The organism is Streptomyces sp. NPDC104814, assembly GCF_055583185.1.
In genome coordinates this window covers 1,664,307-1,679,052 of the sequence record NZ_JBVJOL010000001.1, presented here as the reverse complement: position 1 = coordinate 1,679,052, position 14,746 = coordinate 1,664,307, and the positions used below count along the sequence as shown (strand labels likewise).

Below are 14,746 nucleotides of genomic sequence, written 5' to 3'. Positions count from 1 at the left end.
GTGTGAGTGGGGGGCGGGGTCAGCCGCCTGGACAGAGGGAGCCGGTCATGCACCTGTCATGAGACAGATGGTCGATATATCGAACGTTGGTCGCAGTGACGGACAGAGATTGATGATAGGAACCCGCCGAGGGGTGTCAACAGGGTGCGCACAGCACATCGGTGCCGGGTCAGTCCGACCCGGCACCGATGAACAGACGGTCTTTGCGATCACGGGGTGCGCAGAGCCACCGCCGCGCAGTGGCCCTCCGGGACGGCGACGTCCGCCAGACACCATCCGGGCACGTGGGCCGGTTCGGCGCCCGAACCGACGTAGTCGGCCGCCGGATCGGCGGACAGGCCGACGCCCAGCCCCTTGAGATACGCCTCCTTGCGGGTCCACACCCGGGTGAAGGCGGCCGGCCGCTCCACTGCGGGGAGCCGGGAGAGTTCCGCCGCCTCCCGGGGATGCAGGACGTCGGCGGTCTCCAGGATGGTCGCCGGCGCCACCAGCTTCTCCACGTCCACCCCGACGGGGGCGGTGGCGAACGCCAGCAGACTGAGCCCGGCGCAGTGGGAGAGCGAGAAGTGCAGGGTCGCTCCCGGCAGGACGGGCCTGCCGTGCGGTTCGTCGCAGTGCACGCAGGGCGCGCGTTCGATGGCGACCTCGCCCGGCGCCACCCCGAGATAGCGGCCGAGGAGCCGGCGCAGCGCCACATGGGCGCAGACGTAGGAATCGCGGTCGGCGGCCTGGACGAACTCCGCGGCCCGCGCCAGTTCCTGGGCGTCGAGGGTCGCCGGGGCCCGGCGGTCCGCGTACGGCCGGTATTCGCCGGTGTCAACGAGCCACACCTCCGGGCCGGGCGCCGGACGGGGTGTTCCGTCCGGTCCGCTGCCGGGGTCCGGGTCGGAACCGGTCAGCCTCCGGGGCAGCAGCATCCGGGGAACGGTCAGGACGGTCATGGCCCTCCTTCAGGCTGCGGCCGGCACGGGCGGTTCGGCGGCCGTCGGCGCCGGCTCCTCCACCCGCGCCGGGTGGCGCAGGGCGAGGACGGCGGCCAGCGGCGAGACGAAGGCGATCGTTCCGCACAGCAACCAGGTCGTCTGGACGCCCAGGGCGAGCGACAGGCTGCTGAAGACGGCGATGGAGATCGGCGCGGTGCCGATGCCGGCGAGCGAGAGCGTGGACATCGCCGCGCCCATCCGCTCCTCGGGCGCCGCCTCCTGGTACAGCGTGACGATGGCGGGGCCGTTCAGCCCGGACAGCAGGCCGACGCCCGCGGCGACCGCGGTGAGCGACACGACCGACGGCATCAGCGCCATGACCAGGATGCCCGCGGCCAGCCCGGCTCCCGTCACCACCAGCCGGACGTACATCGGGATGCGGTGCGCCAGGACCGCGCCGAGCGCGCTGGAGCCGAGGGCGCCCGCGCTGAACGCGGCCAGTACCACGCCGACCGCGCCCACGCCCCAGCCCCGCTCGGCGACCAGCAGCGGCAGGGCGACCTCCGCGGGCCAGCTGAAGGCCATGTCGAGGGACAGGGAGGCGAGGAACATCCAGCGCAGCCGGGGGTGGCGCGCGAGCAGCCGGAACCCGTCACCGGAACGCTTGATCAGCGAGGCGCCGGGCTCCGGTTCGGGCCGGCGGAAGCCGTGGGTGACGTGCAGCAGGCAGCCCAGCCAGATCGCCCCCGTCACCGCTCCGGCGGCCAGCGCCACCCACAGCTCCCCCACCGAGATCAGGAACGCTCCGGCGGGGGCGCCGAGGATCGGCGCCACCCTGAGCACCATGGCGTACAGGGAGTTGGCGCGCGCCAGCTGGCCGCCGCGGGCCAGCATCGGCAGCAGGACACCGGAGGCGGGCCCGGCGAGGCCCAGCAGCACGCCCTCCACGAGGGCGATCAGCACCAGCGGCCAGAGGTTTTCGGCGGTGGCGGTGATCAACGCGCCCGCGGCCAGCAGCACCACACGCGCGCTGGTGGTGCGCAGCAGGACGAAGCGCGGGCCGAGGGTGTCGGCCACCGCCCCGCCGAAGATGAGCATCAGCGCGCGGGGCACGGTCGCGGCGAGTGTCAGCAGCGTGACGGCACCGGTGCCGCCGAGCTGGACGGCCGTCCAGTTCATGGCGATCAGCAGCGCGAAGCTGCCGAGCTGGACGGCGGCCTGACCGCCGACGAGGGAGGTGACCCGTCCCCAGGGGACCGGGTGCTGTGCGGGGGTGTCCATGGAGGAACCTGTTCTGTGCGAGGGAAGGGAGGGTGAGACGGGGGCGAAGAGCACGTTCGAGGGCGGCGGGCGAGGGCCGGAGTGCGGCCTGGGACGGTGGGCGACCGAGAGGCGTGCGGTCAGGGACGGCGGGCGACCGCGGAGAGCACGGTCACGGACAGTGGGCGCTCTCGATGAGCGCGGTCAGGGGCGGTGGGCCGCGGCCACGGCGCGGTGTACGGCTCGGTGGGCGGCGTGCGCCGTGTCGGCGTCCCGGGGCGACCGGCCGTACGTGCGCAGTTCCAGGTGTCCGCCGAGGTGGGCGAGGCCGGCCTCGCGCAGGGCCCGGGTCGCGGCCGCCCCGGCGGGACCGGCCCCCGGCCCCGGCGCGACGCTGATCCCGGGCATCGCGTCCGCGCCGGCGAACCGGAACCGGGCCCGCACCAGGCCGAGGCCGCGAGCGGGACGGGCGGGGCCCGCGGAGCCGCGACGGCGGCGTCGCGAGGCCGGCCGGATCGTGGCCCCGTGGTGGGCGATGCGGGGCACGGCCGGGCGTGGCGGCCGGGAGCGCTCGGCGGACGCCGGGCCGTCGTCCGCGCCCCGCGTACCGGCCGGGTCGCGCACCGCGCCGCTTACGGCCCGGCCGTCGTCCGCGCCCCGCGTACCGGCCGGGTCGCGCACCGCGCCGCTTACGGCCCGGCCGTCGTCCGCGCCCCGCGTGCCGGCCGGGTCGGGCCCGGTGCCGCTCACGGCAGGTCCTGCACGGGTACGGCGGGCGGCCGGGCGGGTTGGGCGGTATGGTCCGCGGCCGGGTCCCACAGGTCGTCCGGTGCGAGGTCGGCGATCCGGTACTTGCCCAATGCGCTGATCAGCAGCCGCAGTTCGAGGGTGAGCGCGTCGGCGAGCCGGATCAGGCCCTCCTCGGGGTCCTCGTCCACGGCGAGCAGGGCCGCCCGGCCCAGGCCGACCGCACGGGCCCCCAGCGCGAGGGCGCGCAGGGCGCGGCCGCCCTCCCAGATCCGGCCCGTGGCCAGCAGGTCCCCGGCCCGCGGCCCGATCCGCCGCAGGCACTCGCCGAGCGGCAGTCCCACCTGGTCGAGGAAGACGCGCGGCGCCCAGCCGGTGCCGCCCTCGGCGCCGTCGACGGTGACGGCGTCGGCGCCGGCCGCCCAGGCGGTTTCGGCGGCCCTGGCGATGTCGCGGCCGGGATGGAACTTCACCCAGGTACGGGCGAGGGGGAAGTTGTTCCGCATGAACCGCAGTTGCTGGCGGACGATCTCCTCGGTGAAGGTGCCGGGGGTGGCGCAGCGCAGCCGCCGGCCTGAGGCGCCGAGTACGTCCCGTACCGTGAACCGCCCGGCCAGCCGCTCCGCTTCGGCGGCGGCGACCACGGTCATGCCGCCCAGGCCCGGCTTGGCGCCCTGGCCGGCCTTCAGTTCGAAGCCGAGCCGGCCGGAGTCGCGCAGGGCACGGGTGCCGGGGTCGCTGTACAGGAGGTTCCACACCTCGGAGTCGGCGTCCTCGGTGGACTGCTGGACCACGACCCCGCCGACGCCGTCGGCAACGGTCTCCGCGTAGGCGGCGATCCGCTCCAGCAACGCCGAGCGCACACCGCCGGCTTCGGCGCCGCGGCGGTAGCCGTGCACCGGCACCATGTTCTCGCCGATCACCATGGGGATGCCCAGCCGTGCCGCCTGCCGGGTCGCGGCCAGGGCGAGGTCGCCGCTGCCGGCCCGGGTGGAGCCGAACGCCGAGAGATACAGGGGCAGTCGGGTGGCGAACCCGCCGGTGCGGCCGGTCAGGTCCACGTCCTCGTGGGAGGGTTCCCGGCCGAGGTCGATCAGCTTCTCCAGGCGGCGCGGCATGAACACCGGCGGGGCGATGCGCAGCCGGTCCAGGGCGTCGGGGGCGTCGGCGGCCGTGGCTCCGAAGAGCGCGCCGCCGTACTCCTCGGCCGCCGGGAAGACATCGGCGGTGCCGTTACGGGCGCGCGCCCGTACCGGTTCTTCCGGGAATCCGCTCGCGTGCAGGGCGCTCACGGCGCGATCACCCCCGGCAGCTTCGGGTAGGCGCTGACCTGCCACAGGGCGTCGAGGCCCGTCAGGAAGCGGACCAGCCGTTGCAGGCCCATGCCGAAGCCGGCGCTGGGGCGGATGCCGTCGCGGGCCAGCTGCAGGTACCAGGCGTACTTGGCGGGGTTCTCGCCGCTCTCACGCATCCGCGTCACGATCGTCGCGTATTCGCACTCGCGCTCGCTGCCGCTGGCCAGCTCGCCGTAGCCGCCGTGGGCGAGCAGATCGAAGTTGCGCAGCACGCCCGGGCGTTCGGGGTCCTCGCGGTCGTAGAAGCCGCGTGAGCCCTTGGGGTAGTCGTCGACGAAGAACGGGCGGTCGGCTTCCAGGGACAGCAGCCGTTCGCCGGTCCAGTCGATCTCCGCGTCCGGGCTCTGCGGGTGCCCCGCGGCGATCAGCCGGGCCACGGCCTCGTCGTGGGTGCGGGTGTCGAACTTGCCGGACCGCAGCTCCGCGAAGTCCAGCTCGTCGCGGCCCAGTTCACGCAGGACGTCGGGGACGGCCGTCCAGACGTGGTCCACGACGTGGGTGAGCAGTCCGGCGGCGATGTCCTGGGCTTCCTGGCGGGTTCCGTCGGCCAGTTCCACGTCGATCTGGTGGAACTCCACGAGGTGGCGGCCGGTGCCGGCGGTCTCCGGGGGTTCCACGCGCACGTTCGGGGCGACGTAGAACAGCCGCGGGAAGCCCTTCAGGGATGCCTGCTTGTAGAGAATGGCGCTGGTCATCAGCTTGTAGGGCTGTCCGTAGTAGTCCACGTCGAGCGCCTTGGCGCCCCGGCCGCCGGGATCGGTGACGGGTCCGACCAGGGGCGGCAGCAGCTCGACGAAGCCCTCACCGCGCAGGAACTCGCGGGCGGAGTAGAGGACTTCCTGCTGTACGAGCATCGCCGAGCGCAGCCAGGGGGATGCCAGGTGGTCGCCCAGCGCGGGAGGGGTGGTGGCGTCCATGTCGTCTCCTTGTCGTGAGGCTGGTGGGGCGGGTGGGGCGGAGCGCGCGTGCGTGGTGTGGCTGGAAGGGGTGCCGGGGCCGTCGTAGCGGTCGGCGAGCGTGTGCAGGGCCCGCAGCAGCCCGGTGGAGGCCATGGGCGTGGCGGCCCCCGGCGCCGCGTACGGCACGACGGGCATCCGCCCTACGGCGGACCAGCGCAGCCGTCCGTCGGCGGCCAGGTAGCTGCGGCTGCGGCCGGCGTTGTCCGGGTGCAGGCAGTAGGGAACGTCGAGCACACCGCGCGCGAACGCGGTGCGCAGCGCCCGCCCCGGGTCCTCGGAGAGTTCCAGTACGGCCTCCACGAAGGCCCGGGCCTCGCGGTAGACCTCGCCGTCGGTGCCGGGAGCGTCGTCCCGTTCGGCGAGGGTGGCCGCGGCGGCGGCCGTCTCCAGTGCCCGGATGTTCTCCTCGACCGTCGGGATGCGGTGCGCCTCGGCGGCCGTCTTGACGATCAGCCGGGCGGCTCCGGAGCGGACCGCCAGCTGCGCCGCGTCCTCCAGCAGCCGGGCGGCGCCGTGCGCGGTGCGGGGGAAGACACCCATGTAGGCGTAGAGCACGACGTGCCGGTCGACGTCGGCGGGCAGGAACTCGTCGGCCAGCCGGCGCAGCGCGCGTACCGCCTCCATGTCCTGGGCGGGGTCGGTCTGCTGGGCGTAGCTGAGGGAGACGCTGCGGATGCCGTGCCGGACGAAGAAGAGCCCTTCCAGCAGGCTGAGCGCGACAAGAAGTCCGGGCGGGCAGAGCTGTCCGAGCATGCAGCCGCCGAAGCTCTCCAGATGCGGGGTGCGGGGTGCGGGCGCCAGGGTGGCCAGCAGCTCGCAGGAGCGCGCCCAGTTGTCCACGGACTCGGCGAGCGGGGTGCGGCCGTAGGGCAGGCAGTACGAGACGGGGCCGCCTTCGGTGGCGTCGAGTCCGGCCGCGGTGAGGGCCCGGACGATGGGCTCGGGCCGGGACGAGCCGTGGCGGACCTGGACGGGGAAGGCGGGGGCCTGGACGGACCGGAGCAGGTCGCGGGTGACGTCCAGGGGATGGGTGGCGAGCGGATAGCCGTTGAGCGGGGTGCCCTCGGCGAGCGCGGCCCGTGCGGCGGCGAGGTCGCCGGTGCGGGTGTAGCTGTCGATGGTGAGGGTGCCGACGGTGGTGGCGACGGCGGAACGGGTGCGCCGCAGTCCCTCGCGCATCCGCCGGGGGTCGGCGAACCCCATGCGGGGCTGGACGACGAGCCGGCCGGCGGCGGCCGCCGCGGCGACGAAACCCCCGAAGGACGGGGCTTCCAGCGGCCCCGCGCCGGATGGGGTCGCCTGCGGGCGCGTGCGGGATGCGGCCGGCTGCTGTCCTGCTCCGGATGCGGTCGCGGGCGGTGAGGCGAGCGTTGCGGTCGGGTTCATGCGGCGGCCCGCCCCTCGAAGGCCTCGTCCAGCCAGGTGCGCAGGGCGGCGGTGTCGCCGTCGTCGAAGACGGCAGCGCAGCCCGCCTCCAGCAGCCGGCGGCGCTGGACGGGGTCGGCCCGGCCGGCCACGCCGAGCTTGCCGCCGATGACGACGGGCGGGTGCGGACCGGCCGCGCGCAGGGCACGCACGGCGCTGAGCCCGTCGCGGTACCCGTGCCCGTTCACGCTGCTGATGACCACCAGCTCGGGCCGCTCGGCCGCGCAGGCGCCGGTCAGCAGGTCGTCGGTGACGCAGGGGCCGAGGTTGCGCACCCGGTGCCCGTGCTCCTCCAGGATCAGCTGGAGGTAGACGAGGTTCCAGGTATGGGAATCCGAGGCCGTGCCGGTCAGCAGGGTGTTCACATTCCGTCGTCGCATGCTCAGAAATATAGAATCCGGCCGCATTCCCGAGAGGCAGTTGGGGCGGCAGGATGACGGGAAGAAAAGAGGGTGCCGGCGGTCCGAAAAAACGGCCGCACCCCGTGAATTCACGGGGTGCGGTCGGCGAACGGGAATGCTGGGCGGCGTCGGTCAGGAATACTGCGCCACCAGGCTCAGCGGGCGGATGTCGGTCCAGTGGGCCTCCACGTACTCCAGCGCGGCGGCGCGCGGGCCCGGCCCCCACACCGTGTCCCAGCCTGCGGGGATCTCAGCGAAGACGGGCCACAGGGCGTGCTGGCCCTCGGCGTTGACCACGACGTGGAAGGTGCCGTCGGCGTCGTCGAAGGGGTTGGTCATGACAGGCTCCTCAGTTTCTCGGAAAGAATACGGCCGATCAGGGCGAGCGGTTCGGGTTCTCCCATTCGGGTGTGGGGAACCCCGATCAGATGGTTCTCGACGGTGCCGTCGATGTAGGGAATCCAGTTCTGCGCGAGGGTGTTCTCCGTTTCCCCTTCCTCCAGTGCGCCGAGGAACAGCAGGTCGGTTTTGACCGGGCGCGGGGAATACAGGTTCATGATTTCCGCGTGGTCGATGGAGGCGCCGATCACCGAGCGGATCTCGTCGTCGGAGAAGGCGCCGAGCACCGGGTCCTTGAGGCGGACCAGGTCGATAAGGGCCTCCACGTCGAAGGGGGCGTCCTCGGGTTCGTCCGTCGCGTCGCCGACGAGCATGTCCCGCTTCTGCGCCGGCGTCATACGGCGCCGCCGCGGCTCGGTCGGCAGCAGGTGCACGTCCATCATCGCCAGCAGGTCGCACCGCTCCCCCAGTTCGGCCAGGCGCACGGCCAGGGCGTGGGCGACGGTGCCGCCGAAGGACCAGCCGAGGAAGCGGTAGGGGCCGTGCGGCTGGACCTCGCGGAACAGCGGCAGATAGTCGTCGACCATCTCCTCCACCGACTGCGGGGAGTGGCCCAGTTCGCCGAGGGCGCGCGCCTGGACGGCGTACAGCGGCTGGTCGGGGCCGAGGTGGCGGGTTAGGCCGGCGTAGGTCCAGCCGACGCCGGTGCCGGGGTGCAGGCAGAACAGCGGGGGTCTGCTGCCCTTGGTCTGCAGGGGCAGCAGTACGCCCATGGGGTCGAAGCCGCTGGGTTCGTCGGCCAGCAGTCCGGCCACGGTCGGGGTGCGGAACAGGTCCCGCACGCCGAGTTCGAGTCCCAGCACCGCCCGCATACGGCTGATCAGGCGCACGCCGAGCAGCGAATGGCCGCCCAGGGTGAAGAAGTTGTCGTCGATGCCGACGCCCTCGACGCCCAGCACCTCGGCGAACAGGCCGCACAGCAGGTCCTCGCGCGGGGTGCGCGGCGCCCGGCCGGCGGTGCGGACGGCCGGTGCGGGGGCGGGCAGGGCCCTGCGGTCGGGTTTGCCGTTGACGGTCAGCGGGATCGCGTCCAGCAGGACCGCCGCCGACGGCACCATGTGCTCGGGCAGTTCGTCAGCCGCCCACCGCAGCAGGCCGGCGCCGGTCAGCTCGTGGCCGGCACGCGGCACGGCGTAGGCGACCAGCCGCTTGCCGCCGGGACCGTCGTCGTACACGACCACCGCCGCCTGTCCGACGGCCGGGTGGCGGGCCAGGGTGGCCTCGATCTCGCCGGGCTCGATGCGGAAGCCGCGCAGCTTGACCTGGCCGTCGGCCCGGCCGAGGAAGCGCAGTTCGCCGTCGGGCGTCCAGCACACGAGGTCGCCGGTGCGGTACATCCGCCCGCCGTCGGCGCCGAACGGGTCGGCGACGAACCGCTCGGCGGTCAGCCCCGGGCGGCCGATGTAGCCCCGCGCCACCTGGGTACCCGCGATGTACATCTCGCCGGCCACGCCCGGCGGCACCGGCCGCAGCCGCTCGTCCAGCACGTAGATCCGGGTGTTGTCGAGGGCGGCGCCCAGATACACGCCGCGCAGGGTGCGTTCGGTGACCGGGAAGTGCTGGTGGTGGGAGGCGAAGGTGGTCTCGGTCGGGCCGTAGCTGTGCACCAAGACGGTGTCCGGGCAGTGCGTCAGCACCCGCTGGAGGGCCTGCGGGGACGCCACGTCGCCGCCGGTCCACACCTCGTCGAGCAGTTTGAGGGTGTCGAGGCCCTCGTCGGCCATGATGTGGAACAGGCCCATGGTGAAGTAGGCGGCGGTCACCCGGTGGGTGCGCACGGTGTGGTCGATCTCCGCGAGGTCCGTGCCGTCGCCCGGGCAGATCACCAGTTCGCCGCCGCCCAGCAGCGGCACCCACAGTTCGTAGGTGGAGGCGTCGAAGCCGATCGCCGAGTGCACCAGCATGCGGCGGTGATGCCGGCGGTTCCAGCAGCGGTCGGTGACCAGCTCCACCACGTTGCGATGGGTCACCCCGACGCCCTTGGGTCGGCCCGTGGAGCCGGACGTGAACATCACGTACGCCAGCGCGTCCTCGCCGACCCTCACGCCCGGGTCGTCGGTGCGGGCCGGGTCGACCGCGCCCGGCGCGTCCACGGCCAGCACACGTACCCCGGCCGCCGCCTCGGCCGCCACCGACGGCGCGTCCCGGTGGATCTGCTGGGTGAGGAGCACCGTCGCTCCGGTGTCCTGCGCCATCATGCGCACCCGGGCCTGCGGCAGCCGGGGGTCCATCGGCACGTACGCCGCACCGCACTTGAGCACCGCGAGCACCGCCACCGGCAGCAGCGGCGTGCGGTCCATCAGCACGCCGACCGCCGCGTCCCGGCCCACCCCGGCGTCGAGCAGGGTGTGCGCGAGGGCGTTGGCGCGGGCGTCCAGTTCGGCGTACGTCACCCGTTCGTCGCCGTAGGACAGGGCGGTCCGGTCGGGGGTGCGCCGGGCCTGGGCGGTGAACCGCTCGTGCAGCAGGCCGCATTCGACGGACGGGGCGGCGGTGTCGTTGTAGGCGGTCAGCAGCCGGAACTCCTCCTGCGGCGACAGCAGGGCGAGGTCGGCGATGCGTTGCGCCGGGTCCTGCGCCACCGCCCGCAGGATGCGCTCCAGATGGGCCGCGAGCATCGCTGCCGTGGGCGCGTCGTACAGGTCGGTGGCGTATTCGAGGACGCCGGCGAGTCCGGCGGCACGGCCGCTCGCGGTGCGGGTCTCGCGCAGGGACAGTGTCAGGTCGAACTTGGTGAAGCCCGACGCGGTGGAGAGCGGGGTGCCGGCCAGCGCGGTGTCCGCCGCGGTCGCCGTATCGGCCGGTTCCACCTGCACGATCGTCTGCACCAGCGGGTGCCGGCCGGCCGACCTGGGCGGGTTGAGCCGCTCCACCACGAGGTCGAACGGCAGCTCCTGGTGGGCGAAGGCGGCGAGGTCGGTGGCGCGCACCCGGTCCAGCAGCTCGCCGAACTCCGGGTCGCCGGAGGTGTCGCAGCGCAGCACGAGCGTGTTGACGAAGAACCCGACGAGGTCGTCGAGGACCTCGTCGTCGCGGCCGGCGACCACGGTGCCCAGCGGCAGGTCGGTGCCCGCGCCGTGCCGGGTCAGCAGTGCGGCGAGGGCCGCCTGCGCGACCATGAACAGGGTGGCGCCGTGGTCCAGGGCGAGCCGCTCGAGGCGGGCGTGCACCTCCGCGTCCAGGACGACCGGCACCGAGGCGCCGCGCCGCGACGCCTCGGCCGGGCGGATCCGGGCCGGGGTCGGCTCCAGCACCTCGGGGGCGCCCGCGAGGGTTTCCCGCCAGAAGGCCACGTGCTCCTCGGCTGCCTCGCCCTCCAGCGCGGCGCGTTCCCACAGGGTGTAGTCCGTGTACTGCACCGGCAGCGGCTGCCAGCCGGGGGCGGCCCCGGTGCTGCGGGCCGCGTAGGCGGTGGCCAGGTCGGCCAGCAGCGGGCCGGTGGACCAGCCGTCGGCGGCGATGTGGTGGACCAGCAGCACCAGGATCTGCCCGGCGTCCTCCTCGGTGATCAGGGTGGCGCGCAGCGGCAGGTCGGCGGCCAGGTCGAAGACATGGCCCGCGGCCGCGTCGACGGCCGTTTCCGAGCCGCCGGCCGGGCAGTCCACGAGGTCGAGCACCGGGCGGGCCGCATCGCCCGTCAGCACCTTCTGATACGGCTCCCCCTCCACCGCCGGGTACACCGTGCGCAGCACCTCGTGCCGTGTGGCGACATCGGCCAGCGCGTCGGCGAGGACACCGGGGTCCAGCGGCTGTTGCAGCCGCAGCGCGAAGGGGATGGTGTACGACCGGCTGGGGCCCTCCAGCTGGTCCACGAACCACAGCCGGCGCTGCGCGTAGGACAGCGGCACCCGCGCGGGCCGCAGCCGGTCGGGGACGGGAACGGGTCCCGGCCGCCCGGACGGCGTGGCCTGCCCGGCGAGGCGGGCCGCCAGCTCGCGCGGGGTGGGAGCGAGGAACAGGTCCCTGATCCGGGCCTGGAGCCCCAGCGTGGCGCGGATGCGGTTGACCAGGCGCACCCCGTACATCGAGTGGCCGCCCACGGAGAAGAAGTTGTCGTCCGGGCCGATCTCCTCACGGCCGATCACCTCGGCGAACAGGGTGCGCAGCACCTTCTCCACCTGGGGTTGCCCGGGGACCGCGGCGGCCTGGGCCGCCTCCGCCTGCTCCCGGCGGGCGCGCTCGACCTCCTCCCGCAAGGTGGCGACCCGGGCCTTCTCCGCCGGGGTGAGCAGCTGTGCGGCGGCGGTGACGGCGTGCGGGTCGGCGGCGGCCCGCTCCAGGGCCCGCACGAAGACGTCCAGCAGCAACCGGGCCGTGTCCGGCTCGAACAGCTCGGCCGCGTACTGCCACCACACCTGGAGGCCGCCGTCACCGGGCAGGGCCACGCAGGACGCACTGAGGTCGAACTTTGCCGCCTCCAGGCCGACTTCGGCGAAGCGCCCGGCGAGCGGTCCGCTCGTGGCGGTGCCGGAGCCGTCCTCGGTCTCGGCTGTGAGCATCACCTGGAAGAAGGGGTTGACGGCCAGGGAGCGTTCCGGTGCCAGATGCTCCACCAGCAGGTCGAACGGCAGGTCCTGGTGGGCGTAGGCGGTCAGGTCCGCGTCCCTGGCCCGCTCCACCAGCTCGGCGTACGAGGCGGGTCCCGACACGTCGGTGCGCAGGACGAGGGTGTTGACGAAGAAGCCGACCAGGCCGTCCAGCGCCTCGTCGCCCCGGCCGGCGACCGGGGTGCCCACGGCGATGTCCTCGCCGGCGCCGACGGCTGCCAGGGCCAGGGCCAGCGCGGGCTGGACCACCATCAGCAGGCTCGCCCCCTGCTCGTCGCCGAGGGCGCTCAGCCGGCGCAGGACGTCCGCGCCGAGCCGGGCGGTGAGGGTGGCGCCGGCGCCGGTGGGCTCGGCGGGGCGGGGGCGGTCCGCGGGCAGGTCGAGCACGGTCGGCATGCCGTCCAGCGCGGCCCGCCAGTGCGCCAGCAGCGGCGCGGGGTCGGCCAGCAGGTCCCGCTGCCACAGGGTGTAGTCGGCGTACTGCACCGGCAGCGGCTCCCAGTCGGGGGCGGCGGCTGCGCGGCGGGCCGCGTAGGCAGTGCCGAGGTCGTGCAGCAGGGGCCCGACGGACCAGCCGTCCGTGGCGATGTGGTGGGTGAGCAGCACGAGCGTCGCCGTCGGGTCGCCGCCTCCCTCATCTTCGCCTTCGGTGAGCAACAGGGCTGCGCGCACGGGAAGTTGGGCAGCCAGGTCGAAGGTTCCGGAAGTGAAGCGGGTCACCTCGGCGGCGACGTCCTCGGCGGCGCACGTGCGCACGTCGAGCGGGACCGGCGGCGCGTCGAGGACGTGCTGGTACGGCTCGCCGTCCACGGCCGGGTACACGGTCCGCAGCACCTCGTGGCGTTCCACGAGGTCACCGAGGGCGGCGGCCAGGGCGGCGGTGTCGGGCACCTCGTCGAGCCGCAGCACCACCGGGAGGTGGTAGGTGGTGGACGGGCCCTCCAGCCCGGCGAGGAACCACAGCCGGCGCTGCGCGTAGGACAGCGGCACCCGGTCCTCGGCCGGCAGCGGCTCCCCGGCGAACACGTCGTACGCGGGGTCCGGTGCCGCGGCGGTGGCGGGGCCGGACGCACGGGCGGCGCGGGCGCGCAGCGCCTTGCGGTCGATCTTGCCTGAGGAGGTCCGGGGCAGGGACTCCACCGGTTCGAAGGTCGTGGGCACTGCGGCCGCCGGGAGGGCCCGCCGGGTGTGCTCGCGCAGTGCGGACGTGGTCACGCCGTCCTCCGCGGCCACGAAGGCGGTCAGTTGCATGCCGCCGGCGGGCGCGTCCACGGCGACCACGGCCGCCTCGCGCACTCCCGGGTGGCTGGAGAGCACCGACTCCACGGACGCCGGGTCGACCCGGTGGCCGCTGATCTTCACCTCGTCGTCGACGCGGCCCTCGAAGCCGAGCCGGCCGTCCTCGCGGACACGCACCAGGTCGCCGGTGCGGTAGGCGCGTTCGGTACCGAGCCGGGTGAACCGACGCTGCGTCAGCTCCGGGCGGCCCAGGTAGCCGAGGGCCAGCTGGTCGCCCAGCAGCCACAGTTCGCCGTCCACGACGGCGGCCCGTACCCCGGGCAGCGGGGTGCCGATGGGTACCGGACCGCCGGTGTGACGGGACAGGTCGGCGACGGTGGCGACGACGGTCGCCTCGGTGGGACCGTAGGTGTTCAGCAGCCGCACTCTGGCGGGGTCCACGGCAGCGCACCACTGGGCCACCCGCTCCGGCAGCGCGGCCTCGCCGCCGATCACCACGGTCCGCAGGGCGGGCGGCAGTTCGGCGAGTCCGGCGGCGAGCGCGTGCGCCAGCTCGTGCCAGTAGGCGGTCGGCAGGTCCAGCACGGTGATCCCGTGCGCGGTGCAGCCGGCCAGCAGGCCCTCCACGTCGAGCATGTCCTCGTCGCGCAGGACGAGTGTGGCGCCGGCGCCCAGCGTGAGGAAGACCTCCTCGACACTGGCGTCGAAGTGCAGCGGGGCGAACTGGAGGACCACGTCGTCGGCCGTGATGCCGTAGACGCCGGTGGCCGCGGCCGTGAAGGCGGCGAGCGCGTCCTGCCCGACGACCACGCCGTTCGGGGTGCCGGTCGAGCCCGAGGTGTAGATCACGTACGCGGCGTCCGCCTCGACCCCCGGGCCGGGCAGTACGCACTCGCCGTCGACGGTGGCGAGGTCGGTTCCGGTGCAGTCGGCGAGGACCGCCGCGGTACGGGCGGCGGGGGCCGCGGGGTCCAGCGGGAGGTAGGCCGCTCCGGTCCGCAGGGCCGCGAGCAGACCCACGATCGCGTCGATGCCGCGCGGCCGCCGCACCGCCACCAGCCGGCCCGGGCCGGCCCCCTGGGCGGCCAGCTTGTCGGCGCGGAACGCCACGGCGAGGGCCAGCTGCCCGTAGGTCACCCGGCGTTCGCCGTGCACGAGGGCGATCCGCTCGGCGTCCTGACCGGCGATCCGGTCCAGGACGCGGGACGCCGGGCGGGGCGCCGGGCCGCCGTCCAGGACGGCGGAAGCGGTAGGGGCGGTCGAGGGCATCGCGGAGCCTCCAGGCGAGGGATCGGGGAGGTGCAGCTGACTGACGTGCCCTCACGCTAGGCAGCGCGCGTGGGCCCGGCGGGCAGTCGGCGGGGCAGCTGCGCGGCGGCTTGCCACCCGCCGACTGCCGCCGCCGACACGAACTGCCGCCCGGACTGCCGCTCCCCGCATCCGCGGCGGCCGCCGGGGGGCTGGAGGCGGGGGGCGAATGCGGACCGGGGC

The 14,746-nt window shown here is 74.5% G+C and carries 8 protein-coding genes; all 8 read right to left on the bottom strand.

The annotated features are described in order from the left end of the window. Positions 1–209: 209 nt before the first annotated feature. On the bottom strand, positions 210–941 hold the full coding sequence (locus ACZ64A_RS07085; RefSeq protein WP_469808733.1) for a 4'-phosphopantetheinyl transferase family protein: 732 nt from the start codon (positions 939–941) through the stop codon (positions 210–212). Between the two features lie 9 nt (positions 942–950). Continuing rightward, positions 951–2,204, bottom strand: a complete 1,254-nt coding sequence (locus ACZ64A_RS07080) for an MFS transporter (RefSeq protein WP_469808731.1) — start codon at positions 2,202–2,204, stop codon at positions 951–953. Between the two features lie 183 nt (positions 2,205–2,387). After that, complete coding sequence (locus tag ACZ64A_RS07075; RefSeq protein WP_469808730.1) at positions 2,388–2,933, bottom strand: hypothetical protein; 546 nt, start codon at positions 2,931–2,933, stop codon at positions 2,388–2,390. Beyond that, positions 2,930–4,222: a glutamate synthase-related protein gene (locus tag ACZ64A_RS07070; protein WP_469808729.1), complete on the bottom strand. Its 1,293-nt coding sequence runs from the start codon at positions 4,220–4,222 to the stop codon at positions 2,930–2,932. The genes ACZ64A_RS07075 and ACZ64A_RS07070 overlap by 4 nt, the downstream gene beginning before the upstream one ends. Next, complete coding sequence (locus ACZ64A_RS07065; RefSeq protein ID WP_469808728.1) at positions 4,219–6,630, bottom strand: amino acid--tRNA ligase-related protein; 2,412 nt, start codon at positions 6,628–6,630, stop codon at positions 4,219–4,221. The genes ACZ64A_RS07070 and ACZ64A_RS07065 overlap by 4 nt, the downstream gene beginning before the upstream one ends. After that, complete coding sequence (locus tag ACZ64A_RS07060) at positions 6,627–7,049, bottom strand: cobalamin B12-binding domain-containing protein (protein ID WP_469808727.1); 423 nt, start codon at positions 7,047–7,049, stop codon at positions 6,627–6,629. Before ACZ64A_RS07060 ends, ACZ64A_RS07065 begins: the two co-directional genes overlap by 4 nt. Positions 7,050–7,202: 153 nt before the next feature. Further along, entirely contained in the window at positions 7,203–7,409 is a 207-nt protein-coding gene (locus ACZ64A_RS07055; protein WP_469808726.1) for an MbtH family protein, read from the bottom strand. After that, positions 7,406–14,524, bottom strand: coding sequence for an amino acid adenylation domain-containing protein (locus ACZ64A_RS07050; RefSeq protein ID WP_469808724.1), 7,119 nt, complete (start codon positions 14,522–14,524; stop codon positions 7,406–7,408). The genes ACZ64A_RS07055 and ACZ64A_RS07050 overlap by 4 nt, the downstream gene beginning before the upstream one ends. Positions 14,525–14,746 lie beyond the last annotated feature (222 nt).

Coding starts and splice junctions, on each gene's coding strand:
- ACZ64A_RS07085 (WP_469808733.1), bottom strand. CDS start 941: ATGACCGTCCTGACCGTTCCCCGGATGCTGCTGCCCCGGAGGCTGACC.
- ACZ64A_RS07080 (WP_469808731.1), bottom strand. CDS start 2,204: ATGGACACCCCCGCACAGCACCCGGTCCCCTGGGGACGGGTCACCTCC.
- ACZ64A_RS07065 (WP_469808728.1), bottom strand. CDS start 6,630: ATGAACCCGACCGCAACGCTCGCCTCACCGCCCGCGACCGCATCCGGA.
- ACZ64A_RS07060 (WP_469808727.1), bottom strand. CDS start 7,049: ATGCGACGACGGAATGTGAACACCCTGCTGACCGGCACGGCCTCGGAT.
- ACZ64A_RS07055 (WP_469808726.1), bottom strand. CDS start 7,409: ATGACCAACCCCTTCGACGACGCCGACGGCACCTTCCACGTCGTGGTC.
- ACZ64A_RS07050 (WP_469808724.1), bottom strand. CDS start 14,524: ATGCCCTCGACCGCCCCTACCGCTTCCGCCGTCCTGGACGGCGGCCCG.